The 23,722-nt window shown below is 72.7% G+C and carries 16 protein-coding genes; 2 read left to right on the forward strand and 14 right to left on the reverse strand.

The window, feature by feature from the left end; all coding sequences use genetic code 11:
* The 5 genes from ilvC to BJP40_RS16295 form a co-directional block, all read right to left on the reverse strand.
* On the reverse strand, window positions 1-994 hold a 994-nt coding region (gene ilvC, locus BJP40_RS16275), incomplete at its 3' end, for a ketol-acid reductoisomerase (RefSeq protein WP_071280982.1).
* A 117-nt stretch (window positions 995-1,111) separates the two neighbouring features.
* Window positions 1,112-1,636 carry an acetolactate synthase small subunit gene (ilvN, locus tag BJP40_RS16280; RefSeq protein ID WP_071263920.1) on the reverse strand — a complete coding sequence of 175 codons (525 nt, stop codon included), beginning with the start codon at window positions 1,634-1,636 and terminating at the stop codon, window positions 1,112-1,114.
* A gap of 21 nt (window positions 1,637-1,657) precedes the next feature.
* Window positions 1,658-3,514, reverse strand: a complete 1,857-nt coding sequence (locus BJP40_RS16285; RefSeq protein ID WP_071263963.1) for an acetolactate synthase large subunit — start codon at window positions 3,512-3,514, stop codon at window positions 1,658-1,660.
* Window positions 3,515-3,755: 241 nt separating this feature from the next.
* Window positions 3,756-6,737 carry a bifunctional diguanylate cyclase/phosphodiesterase gene (locus tag BJP40_RS16290; RefSeq protein ID WP_079171223.1) on the reverse strand — a complete coding sequence of 994 codons (2,982 nt, stop codon included), beginning with the start codon at window positions 6,735-6,737 and terminating at the stop codon, window positions 3,756-3,758.
* Between the two features lie 379 nt (window positions 6,738-7,116).
* Window positions 7,117-8,064, reverse strand: coding sequence for a 2-hydroxyacid dehydrogenase (locus BJP40_RS16295; protein WP_226962433.1), 948 nt, complete (start codon window positions 8,062-8,064; stop codon window positions 7,117-7,119).
* Between the two features lie 75 nt (window positions 8,065-8,139).
* Between BJP40_RS16295 and BJP40_RS16300 the strand changes: the two genes are divergently transcribed.
* Window positions 8,140-9,147, forward strand: coding sequence for an aldo/keto reductase (locus tag BJP40_RS16300; protein ID WP_071280984.1), 1,008 nt, complete (start codon window positions 8,140-8,142; stop codon window positions 9,145-9,147).
* A 215-nt stretch (window positions 9,148-9,362) separates the two neighbouring features.
* Window positions 9,363-10,571 carry a sorbosone dehydrogenase family protein gene (locus BJP40_RS16305; RefSeq protein WP_177204402.1) on the forward strand — a complete coding sequence of 403 codons (1,209 nt, stop codon included), beginning with the start codon at window positions 9,363-9,365 and terminating at the stop codon, window positions 10,569-10,571.
* 355 nt (window positions 10,572-10,926) lie between these two features.
* On the opposite strand, the gene BJP40_RS16310 is transcribed toward BJP40_RS16305, so the two are convergent.
* The 9 genes from BJP40_RS16310 to BJP40_RS16350 form a co-directional block, all read right to left on the reverse strand.
* A complete protein-coding gene (locus BJP40_RS16310) occupies window positions 10,927-11,505 on the reverse strand; it encodes a GNAT family N-acetyltransferase (RefSeq protein WP_071280998.1) in 579 nt (192 codons plus the stop codon).
* A 38-nt stretch (window positions 11,506-11,543) separates the two neighbouring features.
* Window positions 11,544-13,868 (reverse strand): MMPL family transporter, encoded by a 2,325-nt coding sequence (locus BJP40_RS16315; protein WP_071280985.1) that lies wholly within the window; start codon window positions 13,866-13,868, stop codon window positions 11,544-11,546.
* A 337-nt stretch (window positions 13,869-14,205) separates the two neighbouring features.
* Complete coding sequence (gene gatB, locus BJP40_RS16320; protein WP_071280986.1) at window positions 14,206-15,720, reverse strand: Asp-tRNA(Asn)/Glu-tRNA(Gln) amidotransferase subunit GatB; 1,515 nt, start codon at window positions 15,718-15,720, stop codon at window positions 14,206-14,208.
* 15 nt (window positions 15,721-15,735) lie between these two features.
* Window positions 15,736-15,966, reverse strand: a complete 231-nt coding sequence (locus tag BJP40_RS16325; protein WP_071263930.1) for a hypothetical protein — start codon at window positions 15,964-15,966, stop codon at window positions 15,736-15,738.
* Window positions 15,967-15,971: 5 nt separating this feature from the next.
* Window positions 15,972-17,471, reverse strand: a complete 1,500-nt coding sequence (gatA, locus tag BJP40_RS16330) for an Asp-tRNA(Asn)/Glu-tRNA(Gln) amidotransferase subunit GatA (RefSeq protein ID WP_071263932.1) — start codon at window positions 17,469-17,471, stop codon at window positions 15,972-15,974.
* Window positions 17,472-17,476: 5 nt separating this feature from the next.
* On the reverse strand, window positions 17,477-17,773 hold the full coding sequence (gatC, locus tag BJP40_RS16335) for an Asp-tRNA(Asn)/Glu-tRNA(Gln) amidotransferase subunit GatC (protein ID WP_018531282.1): 297 nt from the start codon (window positions 17,771-17,773) through the stop codon (window positions 17,477-17,479).
* Window positions 17,774-18,038: 265 nt separating this feature from the next.
* Window positions 18,039-20,165, reverse strand: coding sequence for a bifunctional diguanylate cyclase/phosphodiesterase (locus BJP40_RS16340; protein WP_071263934.1), 2,127 nt, complete (start codon window positions 20,163-20,165; stop codon window positions 18,039-18,041).
* 290 nt (window positions 20,166-20,455) lie between these two features.
* Window positions 20,456-22,633, reverse strand: a complete 2,178-nt coding sequence (gene ligA / locus BJP40_RS16345; protein WP_071280999.1) for an NAD-dependent DNA ligase LigA — start codon at window positions 22,631-22,633, stop codon at window positions 20,456-20,458.
* A 73-nt stretch (window positions 22,634-22,706) separates the two neighbouring features.
* Complete coding sequence (locus BJP40_RS16350; protein ID WP_079171225.1) at window positions 22,707-23,720, reverse strand: methionine synthase; 1,014 nt, start codon at window positions 23,718-23,720, stop codon at window positions 22,707-22,709.
* Between the last annotated feature and the right edge of the window lie 2 nt (window positions 23,721-23,722).

The raw sequence follows: 23,722 nt of genomic DNA on the forward strand, positions 1-23,722 counted from the left end.
CGTCGTTGTCCACCCAGCTCATCAGCTTGCGCAGCTGCTTGCCGGTGGTCTCCAGCAGGTGCTCGGAGTCCTGCGTCTTGTACTCGTTGTACTTCTTCAGGCCACCGTGGTACTCGTCCATCCAGTTCTTGGCGAAGGTGCCGTCCTGGATGTCGCCGAGGACCTTCTTCATCTCGGCCTTGGTGGCGTCGGTGATGATGCGGGGGCCGGTGACGTAGTCGCCCCACTCGGCGGTCTCCGAGACCGACCAGCGCATCTTCTCCAGGCCGCCCTCGTACATCAGGTCGACGATGAGCTTCAGTTCGTGGAGGCACTCGAAGTAGGCGATCTCCGGCTGGTAGCCCGCCTCGACGAGAGTCTCGAAGCCCGCCTTGACCAGCGCGGCGGTGCCGCCGCACAGCACGGCCTGCTCACCGAACAGGTCGGTCTCGGTCTCCTCGGTGAAGGTCGTCTTGATGACGCCGGCACGGGTGCCGCCGATGGCCTTCGCGTACGACAGGGCCAGCTCGAACGCGTTGCCCGTGGCGTCCTGCTCGACGGCCGCGATCGCCGGGACGCCGCGGCCCTCCTCGTACTGGCGGCGCACCAGGTGGCCCGGGCCCTTGGGGGCGACGAGGGCGACGTCGACGCCGGCCGGGGGCTTGATGAAGCCGAAGCGGACGTTGAAGCCGTGGGCGAAGAACAGCGCGTCGCCGTCCTTCAGGTTGCCCTTGATGGAGTCCTCGTAGACCTGGGCCTGGATCGGGTCCGGGATGAGGATCATGATGACGTCGGCCTCGGCCGCGGCCTCGGCCGGGGTGACGACGCGCAGGCCCTGCTCCTCGGCCTTGGCCTTGGACTTGGAGCCCTCGTGCAGACCGACGCGGACGTCGACGCCGGAGTCGCGCAGCGACAGCGCGTGGGCGTGGCCCTGGCTGCCGTAACCGATCACCGCGACCTTGCGGCCCTGGATGATGGACAGGTCGGCGTCGTCGTCGTAGAACAGCTCGGCCACTGGGTCTTCTCCTTGGATGTTCTGGTGGTGCGTCCCACCGTACGCGGGGGATGAGGGTGGAAGTCGACGGGTCTCGCCACGCGGACGCGGGCCGCGGGCCGGGGACTCGGGTGCGGCTCAGGCCGACCGGTCGAGCGCCCGCAGGGAGCGGTCCGTGATGGAGCGGGCGCCGCGCCCTATGGCGATCGTGCCGGACTGGACGAGCTCCTTGATGCCGAACTGCTCCAGCATCTTCAGCATGGCTTCGAGCTTGTCACTCGATCCGGTGGCCTCGATGGTGACGGCCTCCGGGGAGACGTCGACGGTCTTGGCGCGGAACAGCTGGACGATCTCGACGATCTGGGAGCGGGTCTCGTTGTCGGCGCGGACCTTCACCAGGACGAGCTCGCGCTGGATCGCGGCGCCGGGCTCGAGTTCGACGATCTTCAGGACGTTGACCAGCTTGTTGAGCTGCTTGGTCACCTGCTCCAGCGGCAGGTCCTCCACATTGACCACGATGGTGATCCGGGAGATGTCGGGGTGCTCGGTGACGCCGACGGCGAGCGAGTCGATGTTGAAGCCGCGGCGGGAGAACAGGGCGGCGATCCGGGCGAGGATGCCGGGGGTGTTCTCCACCAGGACGGAGAGCGTGTGCTTGGACATGTTCGGGAACTCGGCTCTCTCTCAGTCGTCTTCGCTGTCGCCGAAGTCGGGGCGGACGTCGCGGGCGGCCATGATCTCGTCGTTGGAGGTGCCGGCGGCGACCATCGGCCACACCATGGCGTCCTCGTGGACGATGAAGTCGACGACCACGGGCCGGTCGTTGATGGCGTTGGCCTCCGCGATGACCTTGTCCAGGTCCTCGGGGTTCTCGCAGCGCATCGCGACGCAGCCCATGGCCTCGGACAGCTTCACGAAGTCCGGGATGCGGGTGCCGGCGCTCGGCTCCTTGCCGGTGGCCTCGGGGCCCGAGTGCAGCACGGTGTTGGAGTAGCGCTGGTTGTAGAAGAGGGTCTGCCACTGGCGGACCATCCCGAGGGCGCCGTTGTTGATGATGGCGACCTTGATGGGGATGTTGTTGAGTGCGCAGGTGACCAGCTCCTGGTTGGTCATCTGGAAGCAGCCGTCGCCGTCGATGGCCCAGACCGTGCGGTCGGGCACGCCGGCCTTGGCGCCCATGGCGGCCGGGACGGCGTAGCCCATGGTTCCGGCGCCGCCGGAGTTGAGCCAGGTGGCCGGCTTGTCGTAGTCGATGTAGTGGGCAGCCCACATCTGGTGCTGGCCGACACCCGCGGCGAAGACCGTCCCCTCGGGGGCGAGTTGGCCGATGCGCTGGATGACCTGCTGCGGGGCGAGGGAGCCGTTCGCGGGCTGGTCGTAACCCAGGGGGTAGGTCTCCCGCCAGCGGTTGAGGTCCTTCCACCAGGCGGTGTAGTCGCCCTTGCTGCCGGCGGTGTGCTCGGCCTGGACCGCCTGGACCAGGTCGGCGATGACCTCGCGGGCGTCACCGACGATCGGCACGTCCGCGGCGCGGTTCTTGCCGATCTCGGCCGGGTCGATGTCGGCGTGGACGATCTTCGCGTAGGGCGCGAAGCTGTCGAGCTTGCCGGTGACGCGGTCGTCGAAGCGGGCGCCGAGGGCGACGATCAGGTCGGCCTTCTGCAGGGCCGTGACCGCGGTGACGGCACCGTGCATGCCGGGCATGCCGACGTGCAGCGGGTGCGTGTCGGGGAAGGCGCCGAGCGCCATCAGGGTGGTGGTGACCGGGGCGCCGGTGAGCTCGGCCAGGACCTTCAGCTCGGCGGTGGCGCCGGCCTTGATGACGCCGCCGCCGACGTACAGGACGGGGCGCTTGGCCTCGGTGATCAGCCGGGCGGCCTCGCGGATCTGCTTGGCGTGCGGCTTGGTGACCGGGCGGTAGCCGGGCAGGTCGGTCTGCGGCGGCCAGGTGAAGGTGGTCTTCGCCTGGAGGGCGTCCTTGGAGATGTCGACCAGGACCGGGCCGGGGCGGCCGGTGGAGGCGATGTGGAACGCCTCGGCGATGGTCCGCGGGATGTCGTCGGCGTTGGTGACCAGGAAGTTGTGCTTGGTGATCGGCATGGTGATGCCGCAGATGTCCGCCTCCTGGAAGGCGTCGGTGCCGATCGCCTTGGAGGAGACCTGGCCGGTGATCGCGACGAGCGGGACGGAGTCCATGTGGGCGTCGGCGATCGGGGTGACCAGGTTGGTGGCGCCGGGGCCCGAGGTGGCCATGCAGACGCCGACCTTGCCGGTGGCCTGGGCGTAGCCGGTGGCGGCGTGGCCGGCGCCCTGCTCGTGACGGACCAGGACGTGGCGGACCCGGGTCGAGTCCATCATAGGGTCGTACGCGGGCAGGATGGCCCCACCGGGAATGCCGAATACCGTCTCGGCGCCGACTTCCTCAAGAGAGCGGATCAGGGACTGGGCGCCCGTGACGTGCTCAACGGTGGCGGAAGCCTGCGGTCCGCCGCTGCGGGGCCGCGGCTGGGGGTGGTGGGCCCCGGTGGCCTGCTCGGTCATCGGCATTCTCTTCTCGAAGCTGAGGGTTGGGCGAGAGTTTCAGCGGGTCTGTCAGTGTCTGTCAGCGTCTGCCCGGAGGCACCGGTGCAACAAAAAACCCCTCGTGCCGTGAGGCAAGCGAGGGGAGCGCGCCGGTGTGGGTCCGCAGGGCCATGTCGGGACCTGCTCAGCCGACGCGCTTTCCAAGTACGAGAATTCGGGTGCGCATGGCATTGACCCTCCACCCGGCGCACCGTCAGTGTCAAGTGGGTGGGACACGCGTCTCATTATGTGAGCGCATCGGGGGAAGGACGGCGCCACCGTGGCCGCCTGCGCAGCCGCTGCGGCCTTCCGGGGGCCCGCCGGCGGCCGCGCCGCCGGGACCGCCGCTGAAGACGGGCAGCGGCCTCACGCCGCCTCCTGCCGCCCTGCCGGGGCCACGCGCCGCACCTCCACCGGGCAGGGTGCCCGGGAGCGGGAATCCGCCCCTGTTCAGGGCCCGGCGCAGCCGGTGCTCGTCGAGCGGGCCGCTGAAGGCCATGCCCTGGGCGTGGGTGCAGCCCATGACACGCAGCGCGAGGACCTGCTCGGGGACGTCGGCACCGTCGACCACGGCCTGCAGCCCGAGGTCGCGGGCGATCCTCAGCAGACCGCCGGTGATCGTGTGGAGCCGGGTGGACTCGACGATGCCCTCGACGAGGCCGCGGTCGAACTTCAGTATGTCGGCCGGGAGCCGGCGCAGGGCGGCGACCGCTCCGTATCCCCCGCCGAATCCGTCGAGGGCGATGCGCACGCCCATGCGACGCAGGGCGGTGACGCGCTGCTCCAGTTCGTCGAAGGGGATGCGCGGGTCGCTGTCGGAGACCTCCAGGACGAGCTCCGCCGGGGGCAGGCCGTAGCGGCCGAGCAGCGCCTCGACGGTGGCCGGCGGCAGGGACCGGTCGAGCAGCCGCCGGGCGGGAACCCGCACGAACACGGGGACCCGGTGGCCGGCGCGGTGCCGGTCGGCGGCCTGCTCCACGGCCTTCTCCAGCATCCAGCGGCCGAGCTCCGCGGCCCGCTCGCCGCCGTCGTCGGTGACGCGGAGGAACTCGGCGGGCGTGAAGAGGAGACCCTGGGCGGAGCGCCACCGGGGCTGGGCGGCGACGGCGGCCACGCGGCCGGTGGCCAGGTCGACGACGGGCTGGTGCAGCAGGGCGAACGCCCCGTCGTGCAGGGCGCTGCGGAGCCGGCCCTGCAGTTCGGTGCGGCGGACGGCCTCGGCCTGCATCTGCGGGGCGTACATCTCCACCCGGTTCTTGCCGCCGGCCTTGGCGCGGTACATGGCGAGGTCGGCGTTGCGCAGCAGGTCCCCGGCACTGATGCCGGGCTCCGCGAAGGCGACGCCGATGGACGCGGCGACCCGGACCTCGGCACCCTCGATGTCGTAGGGGCGGGACAGGGTGAGGCGCAGCCGGTCGGCGATCTCGTGGACCTGGAACTCGCGGGCGGCCGGGTCCTGACCGCCGTCTCCGGCGATCAGGGCGGCGAACTCGTCGCCGCCGAGGCGGGCGGCGGTGTCCCCGGCCCGCACGGACTCCTGGAGGCGCCGGGCGGCCTGGACGAGCAGTTCGTCGCCGGCCTGGTGGCCGAGGCAGTCGTTGACGCCCTTGAACCCGTCGAGGTCGATGAAGAGCACGGCGGTGCCGGAGTCGCCGGCGCGGCGGCCGCCGAGGGCCTGGCGGACGCGCTGGGTGAACAGGGCGCGGTTGGGCAGGTCCGTGAGCGGGTCGTGCTCGGCGTTGTGCTGGAGCTGCGCCTGGAGGCGGACCCGCTCGGTGACGTCCCGGCTGTTGAAGATCAGCCCGCCCTGGTGCCGGTTGACCGTGGACTCGACGTGGAGCCAGTCGCCGGTCCCTGACCGGAAGCGGCACTCGATGCGGGTGGTGGGCTCCTCCGCGGGCGGGCCGGCCAGGAAGCGGCGCACCTCGTGGACGACGGCCCCCAGGTCGTCGGGATGGATCAGGGCGGCGAGCTCGGTGCCGACGAGGTCGTCGGCGTCCCGCCCGTACACGCCGGTCGCGGCGGGGCTGACGTAGTGCAGGACGCCGCTGGGGGCGGCGATCATGATGACGTCGCTCGAACTCTGCACCAGGGACCTGAAGTGGCTTTCCTTCTGGGCCAGTTCCTGGGTGAGGGTGATGTTGTCGAGCAGCATGATGCCCTGCCGGACGACGAGGGCGAGGACCACGGCACAGCCCGTGAAGACGACGACGCGGTCCACTCGGCGGCCCTCGATGACGCTGTACAGGATGCTGAGGGTGCAGACCGCGGCCGCCAGGTAGGGGGTGAGGGCGGCGAGCGATCCGGCGATGGGCCTGCTGGAGGGGCGGGGAGCCCCCCGGGGCGGCGCGGGGGCCTCGGTGGCGCGGCGCACACCCCAGGGTGCGTAGGCCAGGAGCAGCGAGCCCGCGAACCACCCGGCGTCCAGGAGCTGACCTGACCGGTAGGTGTCGCGCAGCAGGGGGGAGGTGAACAGGGCGTCGCACAGCACGGTCAGGGCGAGCGCGGCGATGGCCGTGTGGACGGCCGAGCGGTTGCCCTTGGAGCGCCGGAAGTGCAGCGCGAGGACCATGCTGACAAGCACGATGTCGAGCAGCGGGTAGGCCAGGGACAGTGCGGCGCGGGCGACGCTCTCGCCCCGGAAGGTCGCGGTGTGCGCGAGGGCGAGGCTCCAGGAGAGGGTGAGGAGCGAGCCCGCGAGGAGCCAGGAGTCGAGGGCGAGGCAGACCCATCCGGCGCGGGTGACCGGGCGCTTGGCGAGGACGAGCAGCCCGACGATCGCGGGTGGCGCGAACAGCAGGAAGAACACGTCGGCGAGGGACGGGCTGGGCACCGGCCGGTCCTGCACGACCTCGTAGTACCCCCAGACGGCGTTGCCGGCGGCCGCCATAGCGGAGGAGAAGGCGAACAGCAGCCAGGCGGGCCGCATGCGGCGGCCGTGCGCCCGCGCGTAGAGGAAGCAGGAGACGGAGGCGGCCAGCGCGGCGGCGCTCAGCCCGAAGTCCCCCATAATGAGCGCGAGTTCCCTGGAGCCCCAACCGAGCAGCGCACCGAGCGCGTAACCGCCGCAGGCCAGGGCGAGGAGCAGCGGGGCGGCCGTTCCGCCGGCACCTCCGGGCGGCGATCCGGCGCTTCCGCCGCCGCCGGGCCCGCCCGCCCCGGGCAGGGACCGGGGGTCGATGAGCATGCCCGGGGCGCTCATCGGAAGACCCCCGACTGATCCGCCCCGGCGACTCCGCACCTGCGGTTGTCCTGCCGCTGCGCATCCGTGCTGCGTCGACCGCGCATCATCTGTCGCCCCCCTTGCGTTCCGATCAGCCATCTCGTCGGCAATCACGTCGTCCCCGGCGCTGCTTGCCGCCTTCCGACGTGCCCCCAAGATGCGACGATACACCAGGTTCGTCACTCAGGGACAGGGGATGTGTACAGTCCGTAGCGATCAAGCTTCTTATAGGCACACAGGGCGCACATATCACTCCCGAGCGTATAAGCCACGGGAGCCCTCCCGCAGGCATCGGCCGAAGGCATGCGCCGAAGTCACCCCGCCCCGGTACGTGCCCGGGGCAGGGCCCACGCGCGCGCTACGTGGTGAGGACGGCGTTCCGGAGCTCCTCACCGGCTGCGAAGCGGCCCACCTGATCCGCGATCAGCCGCTTGGCGCGGGGCATGAACGCGGAGGTGGATCCACCGACATGAGGGCTGATCAGCACGCCGGGGGCGTGCCACAGGGGGTGCCCGGCGGGGAGCGGTTCGGGGTCGGTGACGTCCAGGGCTGCCGTGATGCGGCGGCTCTCCACCGCGGCGAGCAGCGCCTTGGTGTCGACGACCGGACCGCGGGCGACGTTCACCAGCAGCGCACCGTCCTTCATCCGGGCGAGGAACGCGGCGTCCACGAGATGGTGGGTGTCGGAGGTCAACGGCGTGGAGAGGATCACCACGTCCGCCTCCGGGAGGAGCGCGGGCAGATCCCCGAGTGCGTGCACGGGCCCGCGCTCGGCGGTGCGCGCGGAGCGCGCGACGCGCATGATCCGGGCGCACTCGAAGGGCGCGAGCCGGTCCTCGATGGCGGCGCCGATCGAGCCGTACCCCACGATCAGCACGGATCTGTCGGCGAGCGCCGGGTAGAAGCCGGCCCGCCACTCCTCGCGCTCCTGGCCGCGGACGAAGCCGGGGATGCCCCGCAGCGAGGCGAGGACCAGGCCGAGGGTGAGCTCGGCGGTACTGGCCTCGTGGACGCCCCGGGCGTTGCACAGGGTCACACCCGGCGGCACGTCCCCGAGGCCGGGCGTGACGTGGTCGACGCCCGCCGAGAGGGTCTGGACGACCCGCAGCGACGTCATGGCGGCGAGCGGCCGTATCGCCGTCTCCATGCCCTTCATGTACGGGACGACGTAGAAGGCGCAGTCGGCGGGGTCGGCCGGGAAGTCGGGCCCGCCGTCCCAGAAGCGGTAGGTCAGCCCGGCCGGGGAGGCCGCGGGCAGCCCGTCGATCTCGTCGGCCGCGATCGGCAGCCACACATCAGTAGTCATGCCCAGGAGGCTAGGCGAAGACGCCGGTCCGCCATTGGTTAGTTTGGGGTGCGCTGCACAGGGAGGTACGGGGAGTTGGAGCGCAGGACACTCGGTGCGACCGGGCTGGACGTGGGGGCGGTCGGCCTCGGCTGCATGCCGATGAGCTGGGCCTACAGCGCTTCCCAGCGGCGCGGTGACCGCTCGCTGCGGGCCGTGCACGCGGCGCTCGACGCCGGGGTGAGCCTGTTGGACACGGCCGACATGTACGGCCCGTACACGAACGAGCTGCTGCTGGGCCGGGTGCTGAGGGAGCGCCGGGCGGAGGCGTTCGTCTCGACGAAGTGCGGTCTCGTGGTCGGCGACGGCCACATCGTGGCGAACGGCCGGCCTGCGTACGTGCGGAGGGCGTGCGACGCCTCGCTTCGGCGCCTGCAGACGGACGCCATCGACCTCTACCAACTGCACCGGGCGGATCCGAAGATCCCGGTGGAGGAGACCTGGGGGGCGATGGCGGAACTGGTCACGGCGGGCAAGGTGCGGGCGCTCGGCCTGTGCGCCGTGGGCGTGCGGGGCGGGCGCCGGGGCCCGCACGACCTGTACGACGGAACGATCCGGCAGTTGGAACGCGTCCAGCAGGTCTTCCCGGTGGCGGCGGTGCAGGCGGAGCTGTCGCTGTGGTCCCGCGAGGCGCTGGCCCGGCTGCTGCCGTGGTGCGCGGCGCGGGGTGTCGGCTTCCTCGCGGCGATGCCCCTGGGGAACGGGTTCCTGACGGGCACGCTGACGCCGGGCGGCGGCTTCGAGCCCGAGGACATGCGGGCGCGGCACCCGCGGTTCACGGCGGAGATGATGGCCGCGAACCAGCCGTTGGTGGCGGGGCTGCGGCGGGTGGCGGAGCGCCACGGGGGCGCGGACGCGGGCGTCACCCCGGCGCAGGTGGCCCTGGCGTGGGTGCTGTCCGCGGGGCGCCACGTGGTGCCCGTCCCGGGCACGAAGCGGGCCGAGTGGGCGGTGCAGAACGCGGGCGCGGCGGCCCTGCGCCTGACCGCCGGCGACCTGGCGGAACTGGCGGGCCTTCCGCCCGCCCTCGACTCCTGGGACTGAACCGGCGGCGGGCGCTTGGCACCGGACGGGCAGAGGGCCGTGGGCGAGGGCGACGAGGACGTCGGTGGGCGGGCGCCCGGCCGCCGGACGGGTAGAGGACCGGCGTCGCGCCGCCGGGCGGGCAGGCGACCGGCGGCGGGCCCACTCACGGGGTCGGAGGGTGCCGACATACAGGTGGCGAAGGGCGGCGGCCGGCCCGGGGGCCTAGGCTGGGCATGCTGCTCGCGACACCGCTGGGGGAAGGAATCCCACCCGTGCAACGTCCCACCGTGACCGCCCTGTTGGTCGTTTCCGCCCTGCTGGCCGCGACCGGCTGCGCCGCGGACGGGCAGAGCCCGCCGGGCGCCACCGGGACGCCGCCGCCGTCCGCGTCCGCGACGCGCGCGCCTTCCCCGTCCGCCTCCCCCACCCCGTCCGCCCCGCCCGCCAAGGGATCCGTCCGGGTGGTGCGGACGGTCGCCGAGGGCCTGACGTCCCCGTGGGGTCTGGCCGAGCTGCCGGGCGGCGACCTGCTGGTGTCCTCCCGGGACGAGGGCACGATCACCCGGGTCGACGCGGAGACCGGGAAACTCACCGTGGTCGGCGAGGTGCCCGGGGTCGACCCGGGCGGCGAGGGAGGGCTCCTCGGCCTCGCCCTGTCCCCCTCGTACGGGGAGGACCAGCTGGTCTACGCGTACTTCACCACCGCGTCCGACAACCGCATCGCCCGCATGATCTACGACGAGAGCCGTCCGGCCGGGCAGCAGCTCGGCGCCCCGGACACGGTCCTGCGGGGCATCCCCAAGGGCACGATCCACAACGGCGGCCGGATCGCGTTCGGGCCCGACGGGATGCTGTACGCGGGCACGGGCGAGACCGGCGAGCAGGGGCTGTCCCAGGACAGGGATTCCCTGGCCGGGAAGATTCTGCGGATGACCCCCGACGGGCAGCCCCTGCACGGCAACCCGCGGGAGGACTCCGTCGTGTACTCGTACGGCCACCGCAACGTCCAGGGCCTCGCCTGGGACAGCGAGAAGCGGCTGTGGGCGTCGGAGTTCGGTCAGAACACGTGGGACGAGCTCAACCTGATCCAGCCGGGCCGCAGCTACGGATGGCCCGACGTGGAGGGGAAGGACGGCGGGTCGGGCGACTTCGTCGACCCGGTGGCGCAGTGGGACACGGCCGAGGCCTCGCCGAGCGGTCTCGCCTTGGCCGCGGGCTCGGCGTGGATGGCCGGGCTGCGCGGCCAGCGGCTCTGGCGCATCCCGCTGGCCGGCGGCAAGCCCTCCGCGGCGCCGCAGGCGTTCCTCGAAGGCGAGTACGGGCGGCTGCGCACGGTCCTGGCCGCGGGCGGCAACCGCCTCTGGCTGGTCACGAGCGAGACCGACGGCCGCGGGACGCCGGAGCCCGGCGACGACAGGATCCTGCTGCTGGAGGTGCGGTGAGAGGTGCCCGCCCGGTCGGGTGAGGGGCCCGCGGGCCAGGTGACGGAGGACGGCGGCCCGCGGGCGGACGGCGGCGGCCCGCGAGCGGACTGCGGTCGCCCACGGGAGACGGTGGCGGCCCGCGGGGAGACCGTGGTGGCCGTACGGGTGACGGCCACTCGTCCGCAGGACGGGGACTTCTCCGGGTGGCCGGGGCGACGGGGCAGCGAGTGCGCAGGGGCACCCCGGCCCCGTGCGGGCGACGGGAGGCGGCGCTCGGTCGGTCTCCGGACCCGGCCCGCCGTCCCGTGCGGCGCCCCCGCCGACGGGCGCCGGGGTCGGACCGGGACGGCGCGGGCGCCGGGCTCCCGGCCCCTCAGCTGCCGGGCAGGGCTCCTGCGGCCGCCCGGTGGGCGCGCCATTCCGGAGCGAGGACGGACCAGACCTCGCTGTCCTGCCGCTCACCGCGGTACACGTAGGCGCCGCGCAGGACGCCGTCCCGGGTCATGCCGAGGCGCTTGGCGACGTTGATGCTGTCGGTGTTGGCCGGGGCCGCCACCCACTCGACGCGGTGCATGCCGCGCACCTCGACCGCCCAGTCGATGATCGCTGTGGCGGCTCGGGTGACCAGGCCGCGTCCCACGGCGGCGGGTTCCAGCCAGCAGCCGACCTCACAGGCGCCCATCGCGGTGTCCATCGTGCGGAACATGACGCCGCCGACGAGGGTGCCGTCCAGCCGGATCGCGTAGAGGCGCCCCGCGTCGGCGGCCGTCTTGTCGGCGTACCTCTGGAGGAACGCCCGGGCCGACGGGAGGTCCTTGCACACGTCCGGCAGCCCGATGTACCGGCCGATGAAGTCCCGGCCCCGGTCGATGTGCGCGAGGTACTCCTCGGCCTGCCAGGGCTCCAGCGGGCACAGTTCGGCTCCGTCGTCTCCCAGGGACATCGCGAACACCATCGCGGGCTCACCCCGATCCCCGCCCTCCGGGCGGGCTACGGCACGAGCTCTCCGTCGCCGCTCGTGCGCTTCTGCGGAATCCTCGCACGGGCGGCCGGCACGCGGGCCTCGGGGGGCTCGATGCTGATCTTCGGCAGGATCCGGTCCAGGCTGCGCGGCAGCCACCAGTTGGCACCGCCCAGCATGTGCATCAGGGCCGGTACGAGCAGGGTCCGCAGGACGAAGGCGTCCAGGGCGACGGCGGCGGCGAGGCCGATGCCGAACATCGCGATGACCCGGTCGCCGGACAGCACGAACGCGAGGAACACGGCGATCATGATGACCGCGGCGGAGTTGATGACCCGGCTCGTCTCGGCGAGGCCCACGCGGACGGCACGCCGGTTGTCCCGGGTCTCCAGCCACTCCTCGTACATCCGGCTCACCAGGAAGACCTGGTAGTCCATGGAGAGCCCGAACAGCACGGACACCGCGATGACCGGCAGGAAGGGTTCGATGGGTCCGGCGCTGCCGAGGCCGAGCAGCTCACTGCCCCAGCCCCACTGGAAGATCGCGACGACGATGCCGAAGGCCGACGCGACGGCGGCCACGTTCATGGCGGCGGCCTTCAGGGGGATGCCGAGGGACCGGAAGGCCAGGAGGAGCAGCAGGCAGCCGAGCGCGATGACCACGCCGACGAAGAGCGGCAGCTTGCCGATGATGACCTGGGCGAAGTCGTCGTACGCGGCCGTGATGCCGCCGACGTGGACGTCGAGAGTCGTGCCCTGCTCGGCGGCGGGAAGGACGTCGGTGCGGAGCCGCTCCACGAGGTCGCTGGTCTGCTGCGACTGGGGCGCGGAGTCCGGGACGACGGTGACCGTCGCCGTGCTGCCGTTGCCGCTGTAGGTGACGGGGCCGACGGAGTCGACGCCGGCGGTGGCGCGCAGCTGGCCGGGCAGCTCGTTCATGGCGACCCGGTCGGCGGCGCCGTCCAGCTCGGCGACCAGGGTCAACGGACCGTTGACACCCGGCCCGAAGCCCTCCGCCAGCTGGTCGTACGCCTGGCGGGTGGTGGCCGAGGCGGGGTCGTTGCCCTGGTCGGAGGTGCCGAGGCGGAGGGACAGCGTCGGCAGCGCCAGGACGAGCATGACGACGGCGGCGACCGCGCCCAGCTTCTTCGGGTGCCGCTCGACGAACGCGGACCAGCGGGCCGCGAAGCCGGTGGGCAGCTCGGGCTGCGGGCCGTGCTCGGTGAGGCGGCGGCGCTCGCGGCGGGACAGGGCCCGCATCCCGATGAAGGAGAGCAGCGCGGGCAGCAGCGTCACGGACGCGGCGACGGTGAGGATGACGGTGAGGGAGGCGGCTATGGCGACGCCGTTGAGGAAGCCGAGCCCGAGGATCAGCATGCCGAGGAGGGCGATGCAGACGGTGGCACCGGCGAAGACGACGGCCCGCCCGGTGGTGGCGACGGCGCTCTCGGCGGCCTCGGCGACGGTGAGGCCGCGCTTGAGGCCCTTGCGGTGGCGGGTGACGATGAAGAGCGCGTAGTCGATGCCGACGCCGAGACCGATGAGCATGCCCAGCATGGGTGCGAAGTCGGCGACGGACATGACGTGGCCGAGCAGGGCGATCCCGGAGTAGGCGGTGCCGACGCTGACCAGGGCGGTGGCTATGGGCAGCGCGCTGGCGGCCAGCGAACCGAAGGCCAGGAAGAGGACCACGGCGGCGACGGCGACGCCGACGATCTCCGCGGTGGGCGCGCTCTCGCTCTCGGTGAGCGCGGCGACGGACCCGCCGACCTCCACGTCGAGGCCGTCCCCGGCCGCGGCGCGGGCGGTGTCGACGAAGGTGCGGGCCTGCTCGCGCGGGATGTCGTCGGAGGTCTGGTCGAAGGCGACGGTGGCGTACGCGGTACGGCCGTCCTCGCTGATCTGGCCGCTGTACCCGCCGGACGTGTGGGCGTCGGCCTCGGCCGCCTGCGCCGTCCTGGCGGACTGCGGGTCGGCGTCGCCCGCGCGGGAGGCGTCGATGCCGCCCGTGGCCTCGGGGACGGCGGCGGAGCCGTACGGGCCGGTCACGGAGCTGACGCCGGGCAGCTCGCCGACCTCGTCCAGCATGGCCGTCATCCGCTGCTCGACGGCGGCGGCGCGGACCGTGCCGGTCTCGGTGTGCCAGACGATCGTGCCGCTGCTGCCGCCCTGACCGGGGAAGCTCTCCTGGAGCACGGCCGCGGCGCGGCCGGACTCGGTGCCGGGCACGTCGTAGTCGTTCGAGTACGCGGACCCGGCGACACCGGCGGCCGCCGTCACGCCGACGAGCGCGCCGAGCCAGAGCAGTACGGTCACGAGGCGGTGGTGCATGCACCACCGGGCGAGGGCTGCCAAAGGGTCGCTCCCTGAAGGGTTCGTGGTTCTGCGCCGGGAAGATCCCGTAAGAACACATGACCTGCTGATCTGCCATGCTGACAGCCAAAAGAGATCATTTGCCCCTTTCGTGGGCTTACTCACAGGGCGGACGGCGGCGGGGCCCGCCGGACCGTACGGGGCGCACACTCCCGGTCCGGACCCTGTGGCGTTCGGCGGCCGGCCGCCGGTTGCCGGGGACCACTGCCGCCGCGGCCCCCCGGCCGCCCTCCCGTACCGCCGGCCCCGACCAGCGGTACGACGAAGGGGCGGCGCGCCGGTCCCTGCCGGTGCGCCGCCCCTTCGCGGTACGCGGGGGTCAGCCCTCGCTGACGCCCAGCTTCTCCAGGATCAGTTCCCGGACCCGGGCCGCGTCGGCCTGGCCGCGGGTGGCCTTCATGACCGCGCCGACCAGCGCGCCGGCCGCCGCGACCTTGCCGCCGCGGATCTTGTCCGCGATGGCGGCGTTGGCGGCGATGGCCTCCTCCACGGCGGCACCGAGGGCGCCGTCGTCGGAGACGACCTTCAGGCCGCGCTGCTCGACGACCGTGTCCGGGTCGCCCTCGCCGGCCAGCACGCCCTCGATCACCTGGCGGGCCAGCTTGTCGTTGAGGTCGCCGGACGCGACGAGCTCGGTGACGCGGGCCACCTGCGCCGGGGTGATGGCCAGCTCGTCCAGCGACGTGCCGGACTCGTTGGCCTGCCGGGACAGCTCGCCCATCCACCACTTGCGGGCCTGGTCGGCCGGGGCGCCCGCGTCGATCGTGGCGACGATCAGGTCGATGGCCCCGGCGTTGAGGATGGCCTGCATGTCGAGGGCGGAGACGCCCCACTCCTCGCGGAGCCGGTTGCGGCGCAGCCGCGGCAGCTCGGGCAGCTCGGCGCGGAGCTTCTCGACCCATTCGCGGGACGGGGCGACCGGCACGAGGTCGGGCTCGGGGAAGTACCGGTAGTCCTCGGCCTCCTCCTTGACCCGGCCCGACGTGGTGGAGCCGTCGTCCTCGTGGAAGTGGCGGGTCTCCTGGATGATCGTGCCGCCGCCGACGAGGACCGCGGCGTGCCGCTGGATCTCGTAGCGGACGGCCCGCTCCACGGAGCGCAGCGAGTTGACGTTCTTGGTCTCGCTGCGGGTGCCGAACTTCTCCGTGCCGACCGGGCGCAGCGACAGGTTGACGTCGCAGCGCATCTGGCCCATCTCCATGCGGGCCTCGGACACCCCGAGGGCGCGGATCAGGGAGCGCAGTTCGGCCACGTACGCCTTGGCGACCTCGGGCGCGCGGTCGCCGGCGCCGACGATCGGCTTGGTGACGATCTCGATGAGCGGGATGCCCGCGCGGTTGTAGTCGAGCAGGGAGTGCTGCGCGCCGTGGATGCGGCCGGTGGCACCGCCGACGTGGGTCGACTTGCCGGTGTCCTCCTCCATGTGCGCGCGCTCGATCTCGACGCGGAAGACCTCGCCGTCCTCCAGCTGCACGTCGAGGTAGCCGTTGAAGGCGATCGGCTCGTCGTACTGGGAGGTCTGGAAGTTCTTCGGCATGTCCGGATAGAAGTAGTTCTTCCGGGCGAAGCGGCACCACTCGGCGATCTCGCAGTGCAGCGCGAGACCGATCCGGATGGCGGACTCGACGCCGGTCGCGTTGACGACGGGCAGCGCGCCGGGCATGCCGAGGCAGACCGGGCAGGTCTGGGTGTTCGGGTCCGCGCCGAGCTCGGTGGCGCAGCCGCAGAACATCTTGGTCTTGGTGCCGAGTTCGACGTGCACCTCCAGGCCCATGACGGGCTCGAAGGTGGCGAGGGCGTCCTCGTACGACACCAGGTCAGTCGTGGCGGTCACGGTGAAACTTCCCTCTCAGCCGAACAGGACGTCGTCGTCACCGATGCGCTTCAGCTCGCGCACCAGGATGGCGAGGCCGGTGACGATGGCAGCGGCGGACACGACCGCGTCCACGAGCTGCAGCGTGTCGTGCTCGGTCCGGGCCTTGCGGGCCTGCTTGATGACGCTGACGGCGCCGAACGCGGTGGTGCCGATGGACAGGTACGTGCCGGTCTTCGACTTCTTGAAGCCCTTGGCCTTGGTCATTGCGCTCACAGCGACGGTGCCTCCTCCAGCAGCGGGTGGCCCCAGCGTGTCACGAAGGCGGCCTCGACGGCGGCGCCCACCTGGTAGAGGCGTTCGTCCTTCATCACGGGGGCGATGATCTGCAGACCGACCGGCAGGTTGTCCTCGGGGGCGAGGCCGCACGGCACGGACATGGCGGCGTTGCCGGCCAGGTTGGTCGGGATGGTGCACAGGTCGGCCAGGTACATGGCCATGGGGTCGTCGGCGCGCTCGCCGATCGGGAAGGCCGTGGTCGGGGTCGTCGGGGAGACGATCACGTCGACCTGCTCGAAGGCCCGGTCGAAGTCCTGCTTGATGAGGGTGCGGACCTTCTGCGCGGAGCCGTAGTACGCGTCGTAGTAGCCGGAGCTGAGGGCGTACGTGCCGAGCATGATGCGCCGCTTCACCTCGGCGCCGAACCCGGCCTCGCGGGTGAGGGAGGTGACCTCCTCGGCGGAGCGGGAACCGTCGTCGCCGGTCCGCAGCCCGTAGCGCAGGCCGTCGAAGCGGGCGAGGTTGGAGGAGCACTCGGAGGGCGCGATCAGGTAGTACGCGGACAGCGCGAGGTCGAACGACGGGCAGTCCAGCTCGACGATCTCCGCGCCGAGCTCCTTGAGGAGCGCGACGGACTCGTCGAACCGCTGCACGACGCCGGCCTGGTAGCCCTCGCCGCGGAACTGCTTGACGACACCGACGCGCATGCCCTCGACGCTGCCGTTGCGGGCGGCCTCGACGACCTGCGGGACGGGGGCGTCGATGGAGGTGGAGTCCATCGGGTCGTGCCCGGCGATGACCTCGTGCAGCAGGGCCGCGTCGAGGACGGTGCGGGCGCAGGGCCCGCCCTGGTCGAGGGACGAGGAGAAGGCGACCATGCCGTAGCGGGACACCGCGCCGTACGTCGGCTTGACGCCGACGGTGCCGGTGACGGCGGCCGGCTGGCGGATGGAGCCGCCGGTGTCGGTGCCGATGGCGAGGGGCGCCTCGTAGGCGGCGAGGGCGGCGGAGGAGCCGCCGCCGGAGCCGCCGGGGATGCGGCTGAGGTCCCAGGGGTTGCCCGTCGGCCCGTAGGCGCTGTTCTCGGTGGAGGACCCCATGGCGAACTCGTCCATGTTGGTCTTGCCGAGGATGACGACGTCGGCGGCGCGCAGCTTCCTGACGAGCGTCGCGTCGTACGGCGGGCGCCAGCCCTCCAGGATCCTGGAGCCGACGGTGGTCGGCATGTCCTGGGTGGTGAAGATGTCCTTCAGGGCGAGCGGCACGCCCGCGAGCGGGCCGAGTTCCTCGCCGCGCTCCCGCTTCTCGTCGACGGCGCGGGCCTGCGCGAGGGCGCCCTCGCGGTCGACGTGCAGGAAGGCGTTGACCTTCTCGTCCACGGCGGCGATGCGCGCGAGGTGCGCCTCGGTGACCTCGACGGCGGTGAGTTCACCGGACGCGATCTTCTGCGCGATCTCGGCGGCGGTGAGCTTGATGATGTGGGTGTCCGTCATGACGGTCAGTCCTCCCCCAGGATCTGCGGCACCTTGAAACGCTGCTGCTCCTGGGCAGGGGCACCGGAGAGCGCCTGCTCCGGGGTGAGCGACGGACGGACCTCGTCCGCGCGCATGACGTTGGTCAGCGGCAGCGGGTGGGAGGTCGGCGGGACGTCTTGGTCGGCGACCTCGGAGACGCGGGCGACCGCGCCGATGATGTCGTCGAGCTGGCCTGCGAAGTGGTCGAGCTCTTCGGGCTTCAGCTCCAGACGCGCCAGCCGGGCGAGGTGGGCGACCTCCTCGCGCGTGATGCCAGGCATGCAGCGATCCTCAGGGGTGAGTGTGTGGATTTTGGCCCAATCCTATGGGGCGGGGCCCCTCACCCGTTAAACGGTTTGCCCGTCGCCGCCGCCCCGGGCCGTCGGCGTCCCGCGGGTCCCGCCCGCCGGCACGTCCGCGGGCCGGCCCACGGACGTGCCGAAGGCCGGCCGGCCCGGAGGCACGCCCCTGCGCCGGGCGGGGGGACAGGCCGCCGGCAGGGCACGGCCGGCTCCGGACGGGGCCCGGTCCGCCGCGGCGGAGGGCTCAGGTGACGATCTGGCCGGACGGCTGGTCGGAGGGGGACGGCGGCAGGGCGGCCGTGGGCCGGCGCCAGCCGTGCTTCCCACGGGCGCGGAGCCACGCCGTGGTCTCGGCGGGCGGCATGGCGGCGGCCACCAGCCAGCCCTGCACGGCGTCGCAGCCGAGGTCCCGCAGGCGCTCCCAGGTCTCGTCGTCCTCGACGCCCTCGGCGACGACGAGGAGGCCCAGGGAGTGCGCGAGGTCCACGGTGCAACGGACGATCTCGGCGTCCTCGTTGTCCACGGCGAGCCGCGCGACGAACGACCGGTCGATCTTCAGTTCGCTCACCGGCAGCCGGCGCAGGTGGACGAGCGAGGAGTAGCCGGTGCCGAAGTCGTCCAGCGACATCTTCACGCCGTGCCCGGTGAGCCCCGCGAGGGTGTCCGCGGCCCGCTGCGGGTCCTCCAGCAGCACGTGTTCCGTTATCTCCAGCTGGAGGGCTCCCGCCGGGACGCCGTGGCGGGCGAGCCGGGCGGCGACCGCGCCCGCGAAACCGGGGCTGTGCACGTCGCGCGGTGAGACGTTGACGGCGACCGGCACGTTCAGTCCCTGGGCGCGCCACCGGGCGACCTGGCCGAGCGCCGTCTCCAGGACGTACTCGGTGAGGTGCGGCATCAGGCCGGAGGACTCGGCGATGGCGATGAACTCGTCCGGGGGCACCTTGCCCCGCTCGGGATGCACCCAGCGCACCAGGGCTTCGAGTCCGGCCACGTGGCCGTCGAAGCGGACCTTGGGCTGGTAGTGCAGCTCCACGTCGCCGGCGTCGAGAGCGCGGCGCAGGTCCCCGAGGAGGCCGAGCCGGTCGGGGGTGTTGGAGTCGCGTTTGGACTCGTACACCTCGACGCCCGTGCGGTCCCGCTTGGCCTGGTACATGGCGACGTCGGCGCGTTGGAGGAGGCCCTCGGCGTCGGGCGCGTGGTCGGGGAAGACGGCGACGCCGGCGCTGGCCTCCAGGACGAGGGTGAGGCCGTCGAGGTCGAGGGGTGAGGACAGCTCGGCCGCCAGCAGGCGGGCGACCCGCTGGGCGCTCGTCGGGGAGTCGGCGGTGGGCAGGAGGACGGCGAACTCGTCGCCGCCGAGGCGGGCGGCTTCGGCGCCCCGCGGCAGGGCGAGGCGCAGGCGCTCGGCGATCTGCAGGAGGAGCCGGTCGCCCGCCAGGTGCCCGAGGGTGTCGTTGACGGACCGGAAGCGGTCGAGGTCGATGAGGACCAGGGCGGAGCGGACGCCGTCGGCCTCGGCGGCCTCCAGTGCGGTCCACGTGCGCTCCAGCAGCCACTGCCGGTTGGGCAGTCCGGTCAGCGGGTCGCGCAGCTGCTCCTCGGCGCGGGCGCGGGCGATCCACAGCGTGGAGTCGAGGGCGATTAAGGGCACGGCGAAGAGCGGCAGCAGCACCGGCAGGGACACCGCCACGACGCAGATGAGCGGGGCGATGCCGAGCAGGGCGACGGCGACGAGCCCCTGGCGGAGCAGCGCGGTGCGGGCCGCGGTGGGCAGGCCGCCGGCGGGCGGGGCGAGCGTGTACCACAGGACGATCCGGGTCACCACCAGGTAGGTGCCCGCGGCGAGCGCGACCTCCGGTACGGCGGCGATCCCCCATTCGAGGGGCTCCCAGGGCCGTTCGACGGACGGGACGTCCCCGAAGGCGGCGAGGACGAGGGCGGCGGAGCCGATGCCGAGGACGTCGGCGGCGCCGTGCAGGAGGCCCTGCCTCCACCGGTGCCGCCGGGCGGCGCCGACGAGGACGACGACGGCCAGGCTCACCAGGCCGGCGGGCACCCAGCCGTACAGGAGCAGGACGGCGAGGGTGAGGGCGGCGCCGGAGCCCGTGCCGCCCCACCAGCGGTCGCGGCCGAGGGCCACGAGGTGGCCGACGACGATGCCGGTGAGGACGGCGAGGGACCAGCCCGTGGCGCCGCCGGGGAAGAGTGCGTGGCCGTGGCTGACGGCGCGGTAGAACCCGGTCGCGAGGGCGACCGCGGCGAGCGCCACGACGATGACGGGCAGCTGGGCGACGAGTCCCGCGCAGGCCGCGCCGACGGGCGCGTACGGACGCGGCCGGGCGACCGGGTCGGCACTCTCGGTCGGTTTCATTCCGTCCCTCTCACAGCCGGCGGTGCCGTTGCCTCTGCCTGGTGGTGGTGGCCTCATGTCATGTCACCACGGCGGGAGTGTCCCCACGCGGCCGTGCACGACAGGCGCACAGCTCAACAGTAGGCCGCGGAGGGCTTCCGCGGGCAGCGCTCTACTGCTCTTGCCCGAATGCGACCCAGCCACCCGTATGCAGCCGATATGGGCCGAACGGGTGACCTTTTCCGGCCGTTTGGGCCTCGTACTGCGCCTGCCGCTCCCCCGTCCCCCTCCGAGTGACGCCGAATGCCGCTCTACTGTTCGACCGGGACGGCCATGTCCCGGGCCGCGTCGGGGCCCTGCTCCAGCAGCACCGCGAAACCGGCCTCGTCCAGCACCGGGACCTTCAGCTGCATGGCCTTGTCGTACTTCGAGCCCGGGTTCTCGCCGACCACGACGAAGGACGTCTTCTTGGAGACGGAACCGGTCACCTTGGCGCCGAGCGCCTGCAGGGCCTCCTTGGCACCGTCCCGCGTGTGGCTCTCCAGGGTGCCGGTGACGACGACGGTCAGCCCCTCCAGCGGGCGCGGGCCCTCCTCCTCGCCGGCGCCTTCCTCCTCCATCCGGACACCCGCGGCCCGCCATCTGCGCAGGATCTCGCGGTGCCAGTCCTCGGCGAACCACTCCTTGAGCGACTGGGCGATGACCCCGCCGACGCCCTCCACGGCCGCCAGCTCCTCCTCCGTGGCCTGTTCGATGCGGTCGACGGAGCGGAACTCGCGGGCGAGGGCCTCCGCGGCGACGGGCCCCACGTGACGGATGGAGAGCGCCGTGATGACCCGGGCGAGCGGGCGGCTCTTGGCCTCCTCGATGTTCTTCAGCATGGCCAGGGCGTTCTTCTTCGGTTCGCCCTTCTGGTTGGCGAAGACCGTGACGACCTTCTCCTCGCCGGTCTTCGGGTCGCGCTTCGGCAGACCGCTGTCCTGGTCGAGGACGTACGCCTTGATCGGCAACAGCTGTTCGATCGTCAGGTCGAACAGGCCGCCCTCGTCGACCAGGGGCGGCTCGGCCGGCTCCAGCGGGCGGGTCAGCGCGGCCGCCGCGACGTAGCCGAAGTTCTCGATGTCGAAGCACTTGCGCCCGCCGAGGTAGAACAGCCGTTCCCGGAGCTGCGCCGGGCAGGTCCGGCCGTTCGGGCAGCGCAGGTCGACGTCGCCCTCCTTCATCGGCTTCAGCGGCGTGCCGCACTCCGGGCACGCCGACGGCATGACGAACGCGCGCTCGCTGCCGTCCCGCAGGTCGACGACCGGGCCGAGGATCTCCGGGATGACGTCACCGGCCTTCCGCAGCACGACCGTGTCGCCGATGAGCACGCCCTTCGCCCTCACCACGTCCTGGTTGTGCAGGGTGGCGAACTCCACCTCGGAACCGGCGACGGTGACCGGCTCCACCTGGGCGTACGGGGTGACGCGGCCCGTGCGGCCCACCCCGACCCGGATGTTCACCAGCTTGGTGTTGACCTCCTCCGGCGGGTACTTGTACGCGATGGCCCAGCGCGGCGCGCGCGACGTGGAGCCGAGCCGCCCCTGGAGGGGGATCTCGTCGAGTTTGACGACGACGCCGTCGATCTCGTGCTCCACCGAGTGCCGGTGGTCCCCGTAGTACGCGATGAACTCCCGCACGCCGTCGAGGTCGCCGACCACGCGGTTGTGCCGGGCGGTGGGCAGACCCCATTCGCGCAGCAGTTCGTAGGCGTGCGACAGACAGTCGATGGCCAGGCCCTCCCGCGCGCCGATGCCGTGCACCACCATGTGCAGGGGCCGTGTCGCCGTGACCCTCGGGTCCTTCTGGCGCAGTGAGCCGGCGGCCGCGTTCCGCGGGTTGGCGAAGGGCTTGTCCCCGGCGGCCACGAGGCGCGCGTTCAGCTCCTGGAACGCGTCCATCGGAAAGTACACCTCGCCCCGGATCTCCACCAGTTCGGGGACGCGGTCGCCCTTCAGCCGGTCGGGGATGTCGGCGATGGTCCGCACGTTGGGGGTGATGTCCTCGCCGGTGCGGCCGTCGCCACGGGTCGCGGCGCGCGTGAGCCGCCCCTTCTCGTAGGTGAGGTTCACGGCCAGGCCGTCGACCTTCAGCTCGCACAGGAAGTGGTGCTCCGCGGCACCGACGTCGCGCGCCACCCGCTCGGCCCAGGCGGCCAGCTCCTCGTCGTCGAACGCGTTGTCCAGGGACAGCATCCGCTCCCGGTGCTGGACCGCCGTGAACTCCGTCTCGTACGCCCCCGCGACCCTCTGCGTCGGGGAGTCGGGGGTACGCAGCCCGGGGTGCTGCTCCTCCAGCCGCTCCAGGGTGCGCAGGAGCCGGTCGAACTCGGCGTCGCTGACGACCGGCTGGTCCTTCACGTAGTACCGGAAGCGGTGCTCCTCCACCTGCTCGGCGAGCCGGGCGTGCTTCTCCCTGGCCTCCGCCGGAACGGCGTCGTCCTGCCCCAGCTGTCGCCCCCGACCGCTCTGCGCGTCCTGCCGGTCCTGACCGTCCTGTTCGACCGCCACGTCGATCCTCCCGTTACTCAGGGTTGTCCGCGAGGGACTTCGCCGCCTTGACACAGTGCGCCAGCGCGCGGCGGGCGTAGGCGGGCGAGGCGCCCGCCAGACCACACGTCGGGGTGATCACCAAGGCGTGCGCGAGCGTGCCCGGATGCAGACCCAACCTGCGCCACAGCGTCCTGACCCCCATGACGCTACCGGCCGGGTCCGACAACGGGCCGTCAACGGAGGGCACGACGCCCGCCAGCAGCCTCGTACCGGCCTCGACGGCCTCCCCGACCGCGTCGTCGTCACGCTCGGTGAGAAGCCCGAAATCGAACGAGATGGCTGCGGCGCCGGCGCGGCGCAGCAGCGCGAACGGCACGTCGGGGGCGCAGGAGTGCACGGCCACGGGGGCCTCGGCGGCCGCGACGACATCCCGCAGGCCGGCCTCCACGACCTGCCGGTCAACGGCCCGGTAGGTGCGGTAGCCACTGGCGGTCCTCACCTGGCCGCGGAGCACCGCGGTCAACGACGGCTCGTCCAGCTGCAGGACGACGCGGGCGCCCGGCACGCGCCGCCGAACCTCCGCGAGGTGACCGCGCAGCCCCTCGGCGAGGGAGCCGGCCAGGTCCCGGCAGGCCCCGGGGTCGGCGAGCGCGGCCTCGCCGCCGCGCAGCTCCAGGGCGGCGGCGAGGGTCCACGGGCCGACGGCCTGCACCTTCAGCGTCCCGTCGTACTCCTGGGTGAACTCCTCCAGCGCGTCCAGGTCCTCCCCGAGCCACGAGCGGGCCCGCCGGGTGTCGCGGCCCGGCCGGTCGCTGATCCGCCAGCCGCTGGGCTCGACGTGCGCGTACACGTCGACCAGCATCCCGGCGGTCCGGCCGATCATGTCCGCTCCGGGGCCGCGGGCCGGCAGCTCCGGCAGGTGGACGAAGTCCTCGAAGGACCCGGTGACGGTCCTCGCGGCCTCGCGGGCGTCGCCGCCCGGCAGGGAGCCCACGCCGGTGGCCGGGCCCCAGATGACGTCCTCGCTAGGGATGTTCTCGCTCACCC

It is taken from the genome of Streptomyces sp. CC53 (assembly GCF_001865245.1).
In the GTDB taxonomy this organism is placed as follows: domain Bacteria; phylum Actinomycetota; class Actinomycetes; order Streptomycetales; family Streptomycetaceae; genus Streptomyces.